The following is a 15,448-nucleotide window of genomic DNA, read 5'->3' as shown; positions in this document are numbered from 1 at the left end:
CACAAATCAATCAGAACCACAGGCCTCTCGGCCAAATGCGCCACCAGGGAGAACCCACTTCTGCCCCTCCGGCACAAAAATCGGGAGCGTGTAATCTTCTCTGGATACCTGCTCCAATGCCTCAACATCACTAATCTGTATCGGCGCAACAGCAGAACCTAAATCTATTACGTCGATTTTTTTTCTTGATACCGTCACACCAAAGGTTTGTTCATACTGAGCAATTTTCCCAGCTCGTTCAGGCCAGTAGTGACGGATCGTGGACCAGATACGCTGTGAGTTGTAGATGCAGGTCATACACGACGACCGGCTCCAGCCAAGGCGATAAGGGACTGGGGCCAGGATGCGGTGACGCTCGATTACTTCCCATACCTCCTCCTCAGTCCAATGAAGAACGGGCCTCCAGGCATCAACTAACCGTGCAGTCTTCCCATATCTTCTGTCACAGGCATGAGCCTCAAGCTGGTTGTACTTGGATCTGTTTGCACTTTCCTCCCGGCGCTCACCAGTGATGAAAAGGATCTTCTTCCCCTTGAAGCGCTCCTGGTTATTAAGAGCTCTGCGGCCAACATCGATCTTCAAGGCTGATGAGCACCACCTTGTTTGGAGTGATGGCGATTGCTGAGGGAAACGAAGGCGCGTACCAGGCTTAGAGCGCTTATGGTCTCTAGGCAGCACCAGAAGCCCCTCAGGCGTCTCTACACGATGGGGGTGGCTATAGGCATTGTCTTTGAGCATTTCGCCCTCAAAGCCGCCCTCAAGCCACGAGAAGTACATTGGGATACCCAGTTCTTCCCCGAGCTGACGACAGTAATCACGCATGAAGGCCCAATCCATCAACGAACTGCCTTCCTGACCATCAACATCATGGTGCCAGAACTCCACCTTTGACTTATCAACACCCATGTCCACCAGCCGCAAGTACGCAGCAATCGAGTCTTTGCCTCCAGACAGGCAAACAATGATGTGATCGTACAAACTCAGGTCCACATCCGGAGCGGAGAAGTACGTTGTTCTATCGTCACAACGCTGACTGGAAGATATGCCGGTAAGAACCGACTCCAGTGATGGCAACACCACCTGGTCATCGAACAAATCTCCTTGGTTTTCTCGTCTCAACATAAGTCGCTCTTTTTTCTTTACTGGGTTGTTTTTATGATTTACAGTATTATAAAATGATACTGTGAAAAGTAAAGTTTTCAGAACGACTAATCACTCAGGAGAACTTGATAAGCACCAGAAAGCAATCTAAAGGTGGTTTTTCGGTGAGGTTAGTTCAGGGGCAACCTGCCGCTGCTGATTGGAAATCATCAAGAAGTGGCTTTTTGGTGGGGTTACGGTTTGAAGGGGTGAGTATGTGGGAACGTTGCACGGTTAAAGGGGGCCGCACATGAAAACGATAAAGCGGTTCATCGTATGGGTGAATTACGGTCTTGAGGGTTGGAGCATTTTCGGATCGAGCGATGACTGGGATGAAGCGGTATCCATCCGTTCGGAAGCGATAGACGAATGCAATATTGACGAGGAAGACATCATCTTGGCAGAAAACAAAAACGAGCTGGTGGTAAAACCTGCGGCCAAGCAAATGACGGAGTGGCACCGGGAACTGGAAGCCGTCCTTATGACCTTGGATGACTGCCAGATGGAATGTGACGGTATGACATGGGCAGTAAGCCACCTACTCAATGAAGCGGGTGTACCTCATGACTGCATGTATGGCTTTGTGCGAAACGAACAGACCAAGGACATCGTGACACCGCATTTCTGGGTTGTCCTGGATGATGGGTGGCTGGTGGATCTGAGGCTACGCATGTGGCTGGGCGATCACGACAACATTCCTCACGGGGTATTCCATCCCGATAACGAGCCAGGACTTTTCTACAAGGGAGACCCGGTTCAAAACCATAAAGGGATGAGACTGGGCAAAGCCGTCCTGGACATCATGACCGACGGAAAACTTTCACATGTGAAAGTTCCTGAACGACAAGACGGAGAGTAATAGCGTGGAATTTGATTACGACAAGTCAGTATCAAACGCACATCTTGAGGCCGCAGGCTGGGGTATGGATGCCTTTAACCACTCCAACCCATTTGAGAGTCATGTCATCTATGTGCGTGACTACCGCAACGATCACATCCGCCTGTTCACCATCAAGCAGGCTGACTTCGACACGATAAAGCTGCCGCTTCACCTTACCTCCGACATGCTGGCTTCGGTGATCGCTGAGTTCGTATCGAAGGCAGCAAAAGGGAAGTTGAATACGAAGGAGTCCGACACGCTGGCTCCTGCCTTGGTTGGCTATGCCAAATCAACAGAAACCTACCGGAGCTGGCGGAGAGTTTCTGGAGCAACAGAGCGATTGCATATGGTCATCAATATCTATGCGGGTTCTGAATTGCTGAGACCTTTCATCGCTCGGGCTCCTGAGACCGTCCTGACGACCCAAGAGCTACTGGTCTTCTCATCACAGGTTAAGAGCATGGATGTATCCAATCATCCAGAGTGGTTTAGGGGCCGGAGGTAGTCATGAAGCCAGTTCTCTGGATATTCGTCCTGATCATCGCCCCTTTCGTCATTGCGAAAGTGGACCAATGGCGCAAACGCGGCATTGGAGACACCTGGGCGTGGTGGAAATCAGAGAACATGCCTTATGAGCTGCGCTCGGCCACTCTGTTTTTGTCCGAACAGGACATATCAACCACACAGCCGGTGCCCATGCACGGCAGGGTTGATCAGGTGTACCAAACCAAGAATGGGGTTCTCATTCCCTTGGACACCAAGCTGCGCCAGGTAAACCACATCTATGAGTCGGACATTATCCAGCTCTCGGTTTACCGGGTAATTCTGTCACACAAGTACAAGGCACCCGTTGCCAAGTACGGCTATGTCCGAACCGTTGTTGAGACAGCGGACGGGGATAGAGTCCGTTACATCAAGACAAACCTTCTCAGCGAAAAAGAAGTGGTCAAGCTGTGGCACCGCTATCAATCCATCCGTTCTGGTCAGGTAAAAACCTCCTGTTCCTGTGGCGGAAAGTTTCACATGTGAAAGTTCTGGATTGAATCAGGGTTGCCCGAATTGGGCAGCTAGGCGGGGTTGCATTTTTGAAAAGTCCTGTACGCTGGTTGGTATAGGAGGTGAATAGTGGCCCAGCTTAAACATAACCGCTTCGTCATGTTGGGGTCCTTGGTAGCGACGGTCGTAGCTGCCGCCAATGGCTTGAGTTTTCTCACCCTTATGGCTGGTGGAATGACCCTTCTCCAGTTCATGGCTTGGAAGCAACAAGATGCTGTCCGGAGCCGGTTTAAAGCTGCGAAGGATGCGTTTGAAGCGTTGAACGTCATTGCGTTCGACAAGCACTGGGTAGGTTCAACCGCGACGGTCGCCAAAGTGTCGAACATGATCACTCCGCCCGAACGACTGGATAAGCCCTGGGCGGTGCAAGTTCTGGCCGTGACCAAAGGTGGGACGTGGTTCGCGGTGGATCTGCAAGTGACCGGCACTGACAAGGTTCAGATGCTTAGCCTCCACCAGCTTAGTGAAAAGGCGGCAAAGACCATGCTGGCCTTCGACCTCGAAGTGTATGAGAAATTTTTCGGAAAACCTGATGTTGCATGAGGACAATGTGATGGAAAAAGTCAAAAGCGTAGATGCCGTGGAGTTCACGGCAGCAGATAAGAAGGCGATGACCCATGCGGCATACGCCCAGTGTTTCTTCATTCTGGCCCAAGTGATGGCATTCCCTTCCCTGGGGGTGGCTGGCGCTATGGTTGCTGCTCTGTGCGGCATGATGCCGTGGTTGACCAAGTTCGCCAAAGAGGCTCCATCGAAAGCCTTTGGCATGGTGATGGCTTCACTCTGCCTTGCTCCTGTGTACGGGAAACTCTGTGAGCTGGTGGTCCACGCGATTCAGGGAGCTTGAGCTTATGGGGGTAGTACGAGTTCCCTACCTCTTGGCTGAGCTGAAAGAACGCGGATGTGCTGATGAATCTGCTCTGGCGCAGGTTATGCAGCCTGGATGCCGAATTGGAGAGGAAGACCTGCGGAAGTTGGCCGCAAATTTAGGGCTTGAAGTGTCCGAGCTGGCACCAGCGCCAGAGAACGCGGCCAACACCCGGTTCAAAGCAAAGCTGAGAGGAGGTTTGGCCTCCTTTCTTTTTGAGTACGACGGCTGTTTCCGACATGCAGAAGGCTCCAGCCATGCAGAAATGTTGGGTATCGAGCAAGAAGACGACATAGGTCTTCCGAGTCGAGCTGCTGACGCCATGCTCCTGGAGAAGACGCTTTACCAGGTAATCGCTCGGGCTAAGTACATGCTCGGCAAAATCGACAGCAAGTTTGTCAGGTCAGAACAAGCAATCGAGTTCCGTGAGCAACTTGCTCCTGGGATCTTCAAACCAGGTTACAGAGGTTTCCGATTCAAGGAGGCTGCCGCTGGTGATTTGCCTACTGTCATGATTGACGGTCGGAAGTTCAACTGCGTTGCCAGCATAGCCAGAGCACATGGACTTGATCCGGTAACGGTGCGTAGGCGCATTGCGGACACCGGGAAGGCCGCAGACAAACTCTCCAATGATGAGTGGAAGCTCATCCTCGCCAAGAAAAAAGGTAAAGGGAAACCCTTCACCTATCTGGACAGGACCTACAGCAACATTGCTCAGTTCTGTCGTGAGCATCAGCTCAACACCAACCTTGTTTACCAGAAAGTCAAAGACCGGGCTGATAGCGCTGATGAAGAGTTCTGGGGACTGATAATCGAAACATGCAAAAGGAAAAACTAATGGCAGAAAACAAAGAGATCCCCTGGGAGAAAGAACTCATTGAGAAGTACATGTTCACCCTGCATAAAGAGCAGGTGAAAGACCGGCGCTGGCGGACCATGTTGCGTGTGCTTCGCGCATCTGGTTTCGTGCTTCTCATGATCGGCTTCATCATTTTGGCATCTAATCCGGGTGGGATGCCGTGGCAAAGCGCCAAGGCAGGAGCCCCTCACACCGCGTATATCAACATCCGTGGTGAAATTGCTGCTGGCACTCTGGCCGATGCTGATCACCTTATCCCGTCCATCCAAGCTGCATTCGACAACCCGAACTCACAAGCTATCGTGCTTCGCATAAACAGCCCTGGCGGTAGCCCGGTTCAAGCAGGACGGATTTATGACGAAGTGAAGGCGCAGCGAGCCCTTCATCCGGAGAAAAAGGTCTACGCCATCATTGATGACATCGGTGCCTCTGGCGGTTACTACATCGCCTCTGCTGCGGATGAAATCTATGCTGACCGCGCCAGCCTTGTCGGTTCTATCGGCGTCATCAGCTCGGGGTTTGGATTCACCGGCTTGATGGACAAGCTCGGCATCGAGCGCCGGGCTATCACTTCCGGAGAGCACAAAGCGCTTCTCGACCCATTCTCCCCTCTTACCTCTGACATGAAGAAATTCTGGGAGGGCGTTCTATCGAAAACCCACCAGCAGTTCATCGAACGAGTGAAGGCTGGGCGGGGTGATCGACTGAAAGACGACCCAGAGGTGTTTTCTGGATTGCTCTGGAACGGGGAGCAGGCCAAAGACATTGGGCTGATTGATGGCCTGGGTAGTTTGAACTCCGTGGCGCGAGACGTCATCCACCAGAGCAACTTGGTGGACTACACACCAACCGAAGACATCATCCGGCGACTGACCCAACGAGCGAAGCTCGAAGCCAGTTCCTTCGTGCAAGAACTCAGCGCTGTGAAAGTTTACTGATAGGAGCAGTTTGATATGACAGAACAAAGTACCAAATCACTACGTCTCGGGGTTGTTGCCGCCATTCTTTTGGGGCTCGTAGGAACCGGGTTCGGGATCTACCAGTTCGTGAAAGAGAAGGATCTGGCGCAAGAGATCGCCAACGTGAAGTCTACGGTCAACCAGGTGAAGGATGCCGAAGGCGTCACCTTCAAAAGCAAGGCAGAGTTTGAAGCTGCTGTGGCCGAAAGCATCAACAAGTTTGTCGCGCAGAAACAACAAGCCGACATCGATCAGAAGTATGCCCAGTTCGAGGCAGCACCTGAGAAGGTCGAAGAAGGCAAACACATCTACGGGGACCTTGGTGCTCGGTTCACGCTGGTGGAGTTCTCCGATATGGAGTGCCCATTCTGCAAGCGATTCCACGACACACCCAAACAAATTGTGGATGCCAGCAAAGGCAATGTGAATTGGCAGTGGAAGCACATGCCTCTCGATTTCCATAACCCGGCAGCTCACAAGGAAGCTCTGGCCGCTGAATGTATTGCTGAGCAGAAGGGCAACCGTGGCTTCTGGGTCTTCGTTAACGACATTTTCCACCATACCCAGGGGAATGGTGGCGGTGTTGCTGACCTGGCCTCTGTTGTCACTGGTGTTGGTGCTGATCTGGATGCGTTCCGGGAGTGCCTCGGCTCAGGAAAGTACGAAGACAAGGTTGAAGCTGACATCCAGAAAGCCAAGAGCTATGGCGTCAACGGGACACCAGCCACTTTTGTAGTGGACAACCATACCGGCAAGAGCCAGCTTCTCGGCGGCGCTCAACCGGCGCAAGCCATCATGGCCGTGATGCGAAAAATGATGATTGAGTCGCAACAAGACGACTCCGCGAACCAATAAAAACTTTCACATGTGAAAGTGGAGTGAGAACTGATGATCAAGATTACAACTAAATTGGGATGCCTTCTGGCGGGGCTGCTTGTCCTGTCGGCTTGCTCAAGCGTCCCTCAGCCAAACAACGAATACGCGAAGGCCTTGGATGATACCAAACAGGTATGCGCTGCCTGTGCCCTGGTTGGTAATGACCTGCTGGTTGCCCTCAACAAGTCATGCGACACCCCAATGACCCCCGAGACTCTTACAAGCGTCATGAACAGTAACCCGATGTTTGCCGCCATGATGGCAATTAACTCCATAGGTGGAACCGACTTCTATCAGGTTTACCGTGATGCGGCCATAGACACCCTGCGGTGCAATGAAATGGACAGTTGGCCTGATCGGACCAAGGTGCGTTTCCAGCAGCCCGACATGCAAAAGGCGCTGGCCTTGAGGGTTTCTGCCAGACAGCAGAAGGCAAATTAACTTTCACATGTGAAAGTCAGGCTCTCCGGGGCCTGATTTCACTATGAGGTGAATCTATGGAGTTACAAGAAGCAAAAGAGGCTCTCGATAGCCTTCATCCACACAAGGCCTCAGCGCCTTTGAGGCTTGTCATCCACCAGCCAGGTGGGATTGGTGGAACCCCTACAGTGGGGGTGAAAGCTATTCACGCAGGCTTTGACTGGGACAGCAACACCATCCTGATCTATCCGGAAGAGCAGCTCACCCGGTTGACGCCGGATGAGGTCGCCGCCATCACGAAGTCAGTATCGAAAGGACAGTCCTGGCATTCATATCAGCAGTTCAAGAAGTATCGGGAGCAGTTGGCCGAAGCCACGGAAGAAATTAATAGGCTCAGAGCTGAGCTGGGCAGGTATCAGAATAACGGGAGGGGGTAATGCTAAAACGCGGAATTATCAATCTCGCTGCTAGTTACATCATTGTTGATGCCCTACTCCGGAATGCAGCAATTTGGATCTTTGGCTTGTCCTTCTCCGTTGGTGGCACTTACGTCACTGGCGAGGCCAGTACATGGGTCGTTTACCTAGCCACTTCTGGTGCCATGACACTCTGTTCTGTCGTAACAGCCTACCTGCTCGTGACCTATCACCGCTGGGGGCTGATGACGGCCAGGGTCTGGTTGCTATTGAGTGCCTGCCTAAACGGCTATGCCGTCTATTTGAGTAGCCACAACATCCAGTTGGTGGTGGCACTGCTTTCCAGCCTGTTTATTGCTTTGTGGATGCTCAAGACCCTTGAGCAACCAGCAGTGAAGGGGACGTACAAGGTAATCGCTGATCTTCACCGTCAGCTATGGGGAATGTTGAAGGGGCAAACACAATGACGACGAATACTCAAAACGCGAACGCCAACCAGGTTCGGTCTTTACGCGACATGCTTGTCCCCGCCCTGTTGTTCTATGTGGTGATGACGGCCATGTTTGTGGGTCTTGACGCATTCATGGATAAACCCACCAGCATGAACCTGCCATTTATGCCGTTCCTTGTCTCGATGGTGAGTTTTACCAGTGACGCACGTCGAGCGTGGGACTGGCGAAACGGGACCAAGGTTGTAGCTGTATTGACTGCGGTAGCCATGCTGTTGGCATTCATCTATCAGCTCGCGGTCGGAGAGATGAATCTCTTAGGGGTTGGTATATACCCGGCCACAGCCATCCTTCTGTTGGCAATCTCCTGGGTGATTCGCGCTATCGGAAAGACAGCACCTTTCCAGTTCCTGGGGAGACACCTGGCGCGGTTTGGTGCATCGAAGTGGGTCCAGCGTACCGCCGCAGTCATTGTGCTCGCGGGAGGCCTTGCCATCACTATCTATGCCTACTGGCTTAACCACGGGAGCTGATGATGATCATTGCAACGAAGAACGGCTTTCTGGTGGCCGCAGAACTAATCAGGGAAGAGGCCGGGTACTGGCTACTACAGCCTCGTGACCAAAAGACGCCGGTCAGGGTGAATAAGCAGGATAACAATAAACGCGCTTTCACGCATATGGGAGACGCCCTTCGCTGGGCCGGTGATCCTGAGCTTGCAAAGCAATTCGATGCCGAGGGGGAAGAACATGCAAATTCGTGACTACATGACAAAGTTGTTTGACGCATTTGGTGATGTGGAGGAAGTCACCCGAGAAATGCTTCTGGAGCAGGCGGAGCTCATTCATACGATCAGCGATAAGTGTCAGAGCACAGGCCTGTTTCTGGATAGTCAGGTTCGTTTCAACCAGTTCGTTCAAGAGATTGAGGCTGACGACAAGGTAGAGGATCGGTTGCTTCATGCTTGGTGCTGGGTAATGGACCGAATAGTGAAGGCTCCAACATCCTTTCACATGGATGGGGCTGTGATTTTGACAATGCCTCTGGTCGCCAGATACCTGCCACCGGTTGAACAGGAGCCGGAAACCATCGTGGTGAATCTCGATGAGGACTACAAGGCTCCTGTAGGCAACCAAACGCTCTGCGAGCTCGTTATGGAACGGAGGCATTGGCCGCAAGGTGCAACCTGTGCGACCCAAGAAGCGGACGGGGGAGTCCTCTACTGGGACGCCCCGGTTGATGTGGTAGAGGAAGGCAGAAAGGTCGCCGGTAAGCACGGCATGATGGCCGAGATCGGATTGAAACATCAGGTTGATGCCTGGTATGCAGATATGGACGAAACACGGCTCGCAACCGATTGGAACACCGCCGTCATTACGCCTCACTGCTTGCTGCTTTCCTATCTGGATGTGCTTCAAAAGAACAAAGTTCCCTTTGATGAAGGTGTGCAGCTCGCTGCCGAATGGGTGAAGCAACTTGGCGGGGAATTTCGTGAAGACACTGAGGAAGCGCCGGAAGCTGAGGCTTCAGTGCTTTCCCTGGGGAGAGCCACGGCTCATTGCTTTAAACCCTATCCGGACACAAAAAATTTCTATTACGAGGCCTAAGCCTCACCCAAACAGGAGGATCAACATGCGATACCAGGTATTTAAAACGAAGGAAGGGGGCCAGCCGGTGTTTACGGCACCGTGGTACTGGTTGGCCTCTGCCATTGCTCACTGGTCATCTCTTAACTGGGATGCCTGTCGAATCGTAGACAGCAAGGTGGATGAAACAAGGCTCTGTTGGGCCAAGGCTCTACCGGCTGGGAAAAAAAAGTAATTTGGATGGAGTGATTATGAGGTTAGGTTTTGTGAAAAATACGGGGGTTTCAGCGTTCCTGGTAGCCATGCTGGTGGTGGCCCCTCAGGTATGGGCAGAAACCTTTACTGCGAAGGTTGTGGGGGTGTCTGACGGTGATACGGTCAAGGTCCTGACTGAACAAAGCTGTGACTCCGGGAAAGATTGCCGGAGCGGCAAAATCCAGTACCGGGTAAGGCTGGCGGAAATCGACACCCCAGAGAAGAAACAACCCTACGGCTCAAAGGCGAAACAGGCGTTGTCCGATCTGGTGTTTGGTCGAATGATTAAAGTCGAGCAAATCGACAAAGACCGTTATGGCCGTCTGGTCGCCAACCTTTATGTCGATGGCAAATGGGTCAATGCCGAAATGGTCCGTTCTGGGAGTGCGTGGGTGTACCGGCAGTACGCCAAAACACCGGAGCTGTTCAAGCTGGAGGCCGAAGCCAAAGCCGATAAGCGAGGTCTCTGGGCATTACCGGAATCGGAGAGAACTCCCCCTTGGGAGTGGCGAAGAAAGCACTAACCACACCCCAGAGTATGCAGGTGTAAACAGTAACCAAGAAAACAAACAGGAATAACGATGAACAAAAGTGAACTGATTATGAAAGTGGCCGAAGACGCTGACATTAGCAAAGCAAAGGCCGAAGCTGCGGTAAATGCGCTGATCAACTCAGTGACAGAGGAGCTTAAAGCGGGTGGGACAGTAGCGCTCACTGGGTTTGGTACTTTCCACGTTAAGGAACGCGCAGCGCGAACCGGGCGGAATCCCCAGACTGGAGAGAACATCCAGATCGCGGCGGCCAACATTCCTGGGTTCAAAGCTGGTAAGGGGTTGAAAGACTCCGTGAACTAGATCTTAATCATGTGACACATGAATAAGGTTTACATAAGGCTCCTTCGTGGGAGCCTTATTCATATCAGACATGAATAAGGGGAAGGGATGAGATTGTCGTCAACTCAAAAAGACGTTTTGTTCATTCTATACGCAATTGAGGCCGGTGGAAAAGCCGAGCCTGTACCAGGTGTAAAAATACTGGAGATGATCAATTCAGCTCGCCAGAGCGGTATTCATGGAACGAACTTCCGAACGTCATGCCACACGCTGGTGGAGAACGGCCTGTTGAACAAGTACCGGAATGCTTCTCTAAAGCTGGCCTTTAGGCTGACCGACGATGGCAGGGAACGTGCAGGAGAGATATACCGAAAACGGCTGGAAGAAGAGCAAGAGAAGTAATACGCCCCATAACGGGGCGTATCGAGTTAAACGGCAAAGCCGTAGTGGGTGCCGTCCGGAAGTTCAACATCGAGGCGTAGCTTGCCACCGGAGGCCTCAACGTACCGCTTAATGGACGACAGCTTGAGATCTCGTCCAGGTTTTTCCATCTCGGAGACTGTCGGCTGTCTCACACCCAGAGATGCAGCAATTTCCCCCTGGGTAAGGTTCATGCGATCACGAAGCTCTGCCAAGTGGATGTTCAGTAACATCTCAGTGGCCGCTTTCTGTGCTTTGGCAACAACCTCAGGCTTTTCTGTTGCCAGCATTTGGTCAAGAGTTCTTGCCATAACGTCACTCCTTCTTCAATTTATCCAAGTGCGCCGCAAACTCACGGTCTGCAATTGGGATCATTACTTCATAAAACCTTTTCTCGTCCCCGGTCTTGTTACCGGCGCAGAGAAGAATCCCCTTACGCTTTGGATCGAACGCAAAGAACGCTCTGATAGGATCTCCTTTGCTTTGGACCCGAAGCTCTTTCATGTTGCTGTAGGATGAACCGTTAACAGTATCCGCGTATGGCCTCGACAGCATGGGGCCTCTATCTCGCAGCACCATCATCGAAGCCAGCACGTTTGCTCTATCGGTATCATCCAGAGCATCGAACCACTCATCAAAGGTGTCGGTTGTCTCGATGACCCACATGATTTCTCCTTACTTAATATAGGTGCAATCCTATATAGATTCAAACCTATAATCAAGAAAAATCGGCGGCGATGGGGGCCGAAATGTCAGTAAGTAGTCATGTGACTAAAATAGGGGGTAGAATAAGCCTCGATATAGTCATGTGACTAAAAGGTGTCCTGAATGAACAACCTACCCCTACTGCTCGATGCAAGAGAAGCCATTGACTACTACCACCAGCATCCAGGCATGACTGATGCAGAAAAGGCCTATGTGGTCGCGTTCCTAAGCGGAGAGGGGCGTTCAAACAGTCAGATCAGAGAGGATCTGGGTATTGAGAAGGTCTATACGGTTACACACCTGAAACGCGCCGGTACGCTATCGGAGGAAGAGCTAACACTCTGGCTCAGAAATCCACGCAAGATCACCCTGGGGCATGTGAGGGCCGTGGCTAAGTTACCTTTCAGCAAGAGAGAAAAGCTCCTGAGGGATCTCCTGCATACCAGGACACCGGTTCATAAATTTGAGGCGATAGCGAAGGGCAAAGAAGTGGACAGGGATGCAGACATTAAGCGCCTGGAGACCCTGATGAGCGATGCTACGGGTAGGCCTATCAAAGTTCGCTATAACCCCGCGAAGCGCTCCGGGGAACTGACGCTGGGATTCTTCACGCTCGATGACCTGGATGACGTGTGCAAGGCTTTGGGGTTTGATCCAAGCGAGCAGATGTAAACCAGAAAACTTTCACATGTGAAAGTCTTGCAAGGTGTCTTTTTATTGTTTACAGTATCATAAAATGAATCTGTAAAGGTGCGCGATGAATGTGCTTCCAACGAAAAGCTGGCCTTGGGCGTTATAACTCAACCAGACCTGAGTGGCTGGCGGCGTACCGAAACGCAAGATGTATGAGAAGCTCAGGTAAAGAACCTGATGCTTCTCTTTCCGGGATAGCTTGGAAGGCGCAACTCATTGTTGCCCATGAAAGAGGCAGAATTGACAGCCTGGCTGTCCCTTTGGATGCCAGATTGATAGCAAAGAACCTCATCGACGAGATCCTTGCTGAGGAGAACTGATGGACGAAAAAATTACCTACGAAGAAATGCTTGAACAACTCGACCAGAAAGGCATCCGCGTCACCAACGGGGCGAGACGGCTTTATGTCGCGTTGAACAACGGAGTCAAAGCTGAGGTGCTGGGTAACTGCGGTCCCGCCACAATCAGCTTGGTTGACGGGATGATTGTTGTGGAAGAGCAGACTCTCCACTAAGGGCAGCAGCATGGGCAAAAAAGTACACATCATTTGTGGAAAGTGCGGCAGTGACGAGATGAACTTTGTCATCAATGAACACTGTCCAGACGATCCCCAGAATGTTGCCAGTATGTCCTGCTCAAATTGTTGCGAACTGACAGGCATAGCCGAGTGGTCGGAATTTAATGGACGTGAGCTGAAAGGTGAAGCCGTCGCCCTATCAACACCGGCAAACGTGAATGCTCTTCTAGGATTGCTTCGCCAGGCGATGGACAGCGTTGAGTATCGCCTCTATGGCGGGGACATGTCATTGAGCGGTAATGATGCTGCCGAACTCATAGACCTCCAGGAGCGAGCTGAGAAGGTCTTGTCTGTTCTTCGGAGTGATCAGCATGAGTGATTTATACGAACCGCTTGAGTTTGTGTTCTGCGGCTTTAGGAAAGGGGACGCTGGGCTATTTATCTCGGTAGCCACTTTGCGCGATGGTGTTTTAGGCCGTGAGATGTATTTCTCAAAGGGAAAAAGCAAAAGGCGCTGGGTTGTCGGTGGCATTTACTCAGGGGCCTCGTTTTCGGACAACGGAGCAAAAGGTCTGGATGATGCTCATTACGTTAAAGCATGGGAAGTGCAAGGCGACAAGATAGAGTGGCAAGCAAAAAGCGAGCAAGCCGAAGCCTTGGCGCGAAGCGAGAAACTTGAAGCCGACGATAGGAAGCGCAATGAACTCGAAGAGCTGATGCTACCCATCAGGAAGCAATATGGGGCATTAACAAAGCGACGTGATAGGGCAGGGGCCGCAGCTCTTGAAGAAGCTGTCCTGAGAGCGCTGAGAGCGCCCATCAGGAAGGCTGAGGAGAAATAACCGTGGAGCCAGTCTTAGCTAAAGCATTCGCCGGTTTTAAAGTCGTAGCTGTAAGTGCCCATCAGATTGGCTTTTCGGCTTTTCTTGCCATTGGTGTTTGCTGGCGCTTTAGGGGTCGCAAGTACGCCATAGAACAGGATACCAACAAGTGCCGCTTGCCACGCGAAAACAGCAACCAGAATCCAAAAAGCAGCAGCCAGAACCGGCAGTTTGTGCAGAAGGTTGAGCACCGACTTGGCCCAAATCACTGCCGGGATAGCCAGCACTGCGTAACCCCAGTTGGTGGCCTCAAGCATAGCCAGGCCAAGAATAACAACAGCCATCAGCGCGATATTCAGTACATGTTTCATGGTCATCTCTCCTTTTCAACTTACACTTTTATCCTATCACAGCATTAAAAAATGCAACTGTGAAAGGGCATTTTTCATTCAAAAAGAGGTGACACTTTGAGTGCAATTATCAGCAAGTGCGGCATGTACAGATACCGTCTGGAAAGGGATGTGCAACCCGAAGGCCTTGTGTTCGGTTATTTTGGTGTAAACGGCTCTACGGCCACGGCCACCGAGGACGATCACACGGTCAGAAAGTGGATAGGGTTTACCAAGGTCAACGGAGGGAGGCGATTCATAGTCGGTAATGCTTTTGCTTTTCGGGCGACCGACGTTCGAGAGCTGGCTACGGCGGTTGATCCTGTCGGGCCTGAAAATGAAATCCACTTGGAAAGGATTATTCGGGATGCTGATGTCTTGGTGCCCTGCTGGGGGAGCCGAACTAAGCTGCCTAAGTCTTTGCATGTTCATTTGGACAGGCTTTTAGAGCAGCTCGTTGCATCTGGGAAGCCGGTATTGGCATTTGGCGTGACTGGTTCGGGGGACCCGAAGCACCCACTAATGCTTGGATATTCGACAAAACTTGTGCCCTGGGGAGGAAAATAATTATGTCGATGCTTGAAGCACGTTACTTCGTGGCAAAGATAAGCGATGCACAGGCCGTGCTCTGCGATGAGGAGCTGGCGACACTGGAAAGGCTGATCCGGAAGGTTGATGATGGCCGCAGAGCAAATGGCAAGAGCTCGCTTACTTGCGTTGTTGTCGAAGAAGATTGGCCGAACTGGCAGCAAACGGTTGACTCTGTACTTTCACTTGCTGACGGGAAAGACAACGATTGGACCAATGCCACACCAGAACAAATCAAGGCCTTTTGGGTCGATGACTCAGTTTGGAAAACTCTGGATGGCCGGGATAAATGGATTGAAGATCTCGACCTGCTGGTGGACGGTTCCCCGGTGGCTTCTGAGTGGGAACCTTTTGGCTTGGAATCAGGGCAGTCTGTCGTCATACGAGGCGGATGGATAGAAGGGAATGCCTTGAGTGATGATGGCGTACCGCTAGTGCAGGCATTCGTCGCTTGGAAACAGGGCCAAGACAACCACTAAAGGAAAATTACTTCGGAAGGGCGGCTATGGCCGCTTTCTTTTTAATATTTACAGCATCACATAATGATACTATGATGTTGTTAATTTACTTGGGGAGGCGCTTATGCTCACTGCTAAATGTATAGGGTGCGGATGCACCGATGATCACGCTTGTGTTGAAAAGGCACTGTTGCAAAGTTAGCGATGAGGCAGCCTTTTGTCTTATTCAAAGGCCTTACATTTCAAAAACTCTGCTTACC

27 protein-coding genes are annotated in these 15,448 nt (G+C 51.6%); 23 read left to right on the top strand and 4 right to left on the bottom strand.

What is annotated here, in order from left to right:
- Window positions 1-6: 6 nt before the first annotated feature.
- Window positions 7-1,122, bottom strand: a complete 1,116-nt coding sequence (locus R7035_RS22000; RefSeq protein ID WP_000946102.1) for a phosphoadenosine phosphosulfate reductase family protein — start codon at window positions 1,120-1,122, stop codon at window positions 7-9.
- A 268-nt stretch (window positions 1,123-1,390) separates the two neighbouring features.
- On the opposite strand from R7035_RS22000, the gene R7035_RS21995 reads away from it, so the two are divergent.
- From R7035_RS21995 to R7035_RS21915, 17 genes are all read left to right on the top strand, one after another.
- Entirely contained in the window at window positions 1,391-1,999 is a 609-nt protein-coding gene (locus R7035_RS21995) for a hypothetical protein (protein WP_000849071.1), read from the top strand.
- 4 nt (window positions 2,000-2,003) lie between these two features.
- Window positions 2,004-2,525: a hypothetical protein gene (locus R7035_RS21990; RefSeq protein ID WP_000393785.1), complete on the top strand. Its 522-nt coding sequence runs from the start codon at window positions 2,004-2,006 to the stop codon at window positions 2,523-2,525.
- Between the two features lie 2 nt (window positions 2,526-2,527).
- Window positions 2,528-3,049, top strand: coding sequence for a hypothetical protein (locus R7035_RS21985; RefSeq protein WP_000805800.1), 522 nt, complete (start codon window positions 2,528-2,530; stop codon window positions 3,047-3,049).
- A 96-nt stretch (window positions 3,050-3,145) separates the two neighbouring features.
- Window positions 3,146-3,619, top strand: a complete 474-nt coding sequence (locus R7035_RS21980) for a hypothetical protein (protein ID WP_000057877.1) — start codon at window positions 3,146-3,148, stop codon at window positions 3,617-3,619.
- Between the two features lie 10 nt (window positions 3,620-3,629).
- Complete coding sequence (locus tag R7035_RS21975) at window positions 3,630-3,923, top strand: hypothetical protein (RefSeq protein WP_001370730.1); 294 nt, start codon at window positions 3,630-3,632, stop codon at window positions 3,921-3,923.
- A gap of 4 nt (window positions 3,924-3,927) precedes the next feature.
- Complete coding sequence (locus tag R7035_RS21970) at window positions 3,928-4,782, top strand: hypothetical protein (RefSeq protein ID WP_000539392.1); 855 nt, start codon at window positions 3,928-3,930, stop codon at window positions 4,780-4,782.
- Window positions 4,782-5,741 carry a S49 family peptidase gene (locus R7035_RS21965; RefSeq protein ID WP_000829616.1) on the top strand — a complete coding sequence of 320 codons (960 nt, stop codon included), beginning with the start codon at window positions 4,782-4,784 and terminating at the stop codon, window positions 5,739-5,741. Before R7035_RS21970 ends, R7035_RS21965 begins: the two co-directional genes overlap by 1 nt.
- A gap of 15 nt (window positions 5,742-5,756) precedes the next feature.
- Window positions 5,757-6,617 (top strand): DsbA family protein, encoded by an 861-nt coding sequence (locus R7035_RS21960; protein ID WP_000139698.1) that lies wholly within the window; start codon window positions 5,757-5,759, stop codon window positions 6,615-6,617.
- A 33-nt stretch (window positions 6,618-6,650) separates the two neighbouring features.
- Window positions 6,651-7,079 (top strand): hypothetical protein, encoded by a 429-nt coding sequence (locus R7035_RS21955; RefSeq protein ID WP_000591074.1) that lies wholly within the window; start codon window positions 6,651-6,653, stop codon window positions 7,077-7,079.
- A 56-nt stretch (window positions 7,080-7,135) separates the two neighbouring features.
- Complete coding sequence (locus R7035_RS21950) at window positions 7,136-7,495, top strand: hypothetical protein (RefSeq protein WP_000422768.1); 360 nt, start codon at window positions 7,136-7,138, stop codon at window positions 7,493-7,495.
- Window positions 7,495-7,941, top strand: coding sequence for a Fe3+-siderophore ABC transporter permease (locus R7035_RS21945; RefSeq protein ID WP_000919345.1), 447 nt, complete (start codon window positions 7,495-7,497; stop codon window positions 7,939-7,941). Before R7035_RS21950 ends, R7035_RS21945 begins: the two co-directional genes overlap by 1 nt.
- A complete protein-coding gene (locus tag R7035_RS21940; protein ID WP_000210756.1) occupies window positions 7,938-8,456 on the top strand; it encodes a nitrite reductase in 519 nt (172 codons plus the stop codon). The genes R7035_RS21945 and R7035_RS21940 overlap by 4 nt, the downstream gene beginning before the upstream one ends.
- The gene (locus R7035_RS21935) at window positions 8,456-8,686 is read left to right on the top strand and encodes a hypothetical protein (RefSeq protein ID WP_000972663.1); all 231 of its coding nucleotides are present in this window, start codon (window positions 8,456-8,458) and stop codon (window positions 8,684-8,686) included. The genes R7035_RS21940 and R7035_RS21935 overlap by 1 nt, the downstream gene beginning before the upstream one ends.
- A complete protein-coding gene (locus R7035_RS21930; protein WP_001167032.1) occupies window positions 8,673-9,530 on the top strand; it encodes a hypothetical protein in 858 nt (285 codons plus the stop codon). Before R7035_RS21935 ends, R7035_RS21930 begins: the two co-directional genes overlap by 14 nt.
- 230 nt (window positions 9,531-9,760) lie before the next feature.
- Window positions 9,761-10,288, top strand: coding sequence for a thermonuclease family protein (locus R7035_RS21925; protein WP_001236377.1), 528 nt, complete (start codon window positions 9,761-9,763; stop codon window positions 10,286-10,288).
- A gap of 57 nt (window positions 10,289-10,345) precedes the next feature.
- A complete protein-coding gene (locus R7035_RS21920; RefSeq protein ID WP_001043047.1) occupies window positions 10,346-10,618 on the top strand; it encodes an HU family DNA-binding protein in 273 nt (90 codons plus the stop codon).
- A gap of 87 nt (window positions 10,619-10,705) precedes the next feature.
- On the top strand, window positions 10,706-10,999 hold the full coding sequence (locus R7035_RS21915) for a chromosome segregation protein ParM (protein WP_001239997.1): 294 nt from the start codon (window positions 10,706-10,708) through the stop codon (window positions 10,997-10,999).
- 26 nt (window positions 11,000-11,025) lie between these two features.
- Here R7035_RS21915 and R7035_RS21910 read toward each other — a convergent pair whose 3' ends face one another.
- Together R7035_RS21910 and R7035_RS21905 are read right to left on the bottom strand one after the other, a co-directional pair.
- Window positions 11,026-11,328, bottom strand: a complete 303-nt coding sequence (locus tag R7035_RS21910) for an XRE family transcriptional regulator (RefSeq protein WP_000124640.1) — start codon at window positions 11,326-11,328, stop codon at window positions 11,026-11,028.
- 4 nt (window positions 11,329-11,332) lie between these two features.
- Window positions 11,333-11,683 carry a type II toxin-antitoxin system RelE/ParE family toxin gene (locus tag R7035_RS21905; RefSeq protein ID WP_000270043.1) on the bottom strand — a complete coding sequence of 117 codons (351 nt, stop codon included), beginning with the start codon at window positions 11,681-11,683 and terminating at the stop codon, window positions 11,333-11,335.
- A 162-nt stretch (window positions 11,684-11,845) separates the two neighbouring features.
- Here R7035_RS21905 and R7035_RS21900 point away from each other — a divergent pair, with 162 nt between their 5' ends.
- The 4 genes from R7035_RS21900 (at window position 11,846) to R7035_RS21885 (ending at window position 13,774) form a co-directional block, all read left to right on the top strand.
- Complete coding sequence (locus R7035_RS21900; RefSeq protein ID WP_001061574.1) at window positions 11,846-12,394, top strand: transcriptional regulator; 549 nt, start codon at window positions 11,846-11,848, stop codon at window positions 12,392-12,394.
- A gap of 340 nt (window positions 12,395-12,734) precedes the next feature.
- Window positions 12,735-12,929: a hypothetical protein gene (locus R7035_RS21895; protein WP_000343597.1), complete on the top strand. Its 195-nt coding sequence runs from the start codon at window positions 12,735-12,737 to the stop codon at window positions 12,927-12,929.
- A 10-nt stretch (window positions 12,930-12,939) separates the two neighbouring features.
- Window positions 12,940-13,311: a hypothetical protein gene (locus R7035_RS21890; RefSeq protein ID WP_000516916.1), complete on the top strand. Its 372-nt coding sequence runs from the start codon at window positions 12,940-12,942 to the stop codon at window positions 13,309-13,311.
- Window positions 13,304-13,774 (top strand): hypothetical protein, encoded by a 471-nt coding sequence (locus R7035_RS21885; RefSeq protein ID WP_001281821.1) that lies wholly within the window; start codon window positions 13,304-13,306, stop codon window positions 13,772-13,774. The genes R7035_RS21890 and R7035_RS21885 overlap by 8 nt, the downstream gene beginning before the upstream one ends.
- A 14-nt stretch (window positions 13,775-13,788) precedes the next feature.
- Here R7035_RS21885 and R7035_RS21880 read toward each other — a convergent pair whose 3' ends face one another.
- Window positions 13,789-14,124: a hypothetical protein gene (locus R7035_RS21880; protein ID WP_000683476.1), complete on the bottom strand. Its 336-nt coding sequence runs from the start codon at window positions 14,122-14,124 to the stop codon at window positions 13,789-13,791.
- Between the two features lie 96 nt (window positions 14,125-14,220).
- Here R7035_RS21880 and R7035_RS21875 point away from each other — a divergent pair, with 96 nt between their 5' ends.
- Both R7035_RS21875 and R7035_RS21870 read left to right on the top strand, forming a co-directional pair.
- Window positions 14,221-14,709: a DUF1643 domain-containing protein gene (locus tag R7035_RS21875; RefSeq protein ID WP_001273096.1), complete on the top strand. Its 489-nt coding sequence runs from the start codon at window positions 14,221-14,223 to the stop codon at window positions 14,707-14,709.
- A 29-nt stretch (window positions 14,710-14,738) separates the two neighbouring features.
- Window positions 14,739-15,209 (top strand): hypothetical protein, encoded by a 471-nt coding sequence (locus R7035_RS21870; RefSeq protein WP_347880240.1) that lies wholly within the window; start codon window positions 14,739-14,741, stop codon window positions 15,207-15,209.
- The last annotated feature ends 239 nt before the right edge of the window (window positions 15,210-15,448 follow it).

Origin of the sequence: Vibrio sp. 1731 (assembly GCF_033339955.1) — a bacterium.
Taxonomy (GTDB): domain Bacteria; phylum Pseudomonadota; class Gammaproteobacteria; order Enterobacterales; family Vibrionaceae; genus Vibrio; species Vibrio alginolyticus.
This window is presented reverse-complemented; position numbering and strand designations above follow the sequence as displayed.